This is a genomic window from Vibrio genomosp. F10 str. 9ZD137 (assembly GCF_049974785.1).
Lineage (GTDB): Bacteria > Pseudomonadota > Gammaproteobacteria > Enterobacterales > Vibrionaceae > Vibrio.
On sequence record NZ_JBNGCJ010000019.1, the window covers coordinates 1 to 578 of the forward strand.

1 pseudogene is annotated in these 578 nt (G+C 47.4%); it reads left to right on the top strand.

Annotated features, from left to right (window positions below):
- Nucleotides 1-578, top strand: a pseudogene (gene copA, locus ACP45E_RS00305) (Cu+ exporting ATPase); the annotation flags it as partial.

Below are 578 nucleotides of genomic sequence, written 5' to 3' on the forward strand. Positions count from 1 at the left end.
AACCGCTCTTCCGATCTTGGCGCGGCATGGCTCTACTCGATGCTCATGGTCGCTTTTCCGTTTTGGTTCCCAGAAAATGCTCGGCATGTCTACTTTGAAGCAACCGCCATGATCATTGGTCTCATTTCGTTAGGCCACTATATAGAAGCCAAAGCCAAAGCAAAAACAACGCAATCCCTGCAAGCACTGATTAACTTGCAACCACAATCGGCAACATTAATCCCATCAGATAGCGATGCCACCGTTACCCAAACCATTGCGGTGAGTGAGATAAAAACAGGGATGCTACTTAGAATTCGGCCTGGTGAGAAAATTCCAGTGGATGGAATTGTGACAAGCGGTGAATCCTATATTGATGAAGCAATGCTCACTGGTGAACCTATTCCAACACTCAAGCAACAAGCTGACCGTGTGTCGGCAGGAACGTTAAATCAGGATGGCAGCTTGACGATCGAAGCTACAGGGGTTGGTGCTGAAACCATGCTTGCGCGAATTATACAGCTTGTCCGTTTAGCGCAAAGTAGCAAGCCAGCCATTGCAAAACTAGCCGATCAAATTTCAGCAGTGTTTGTTCCGGT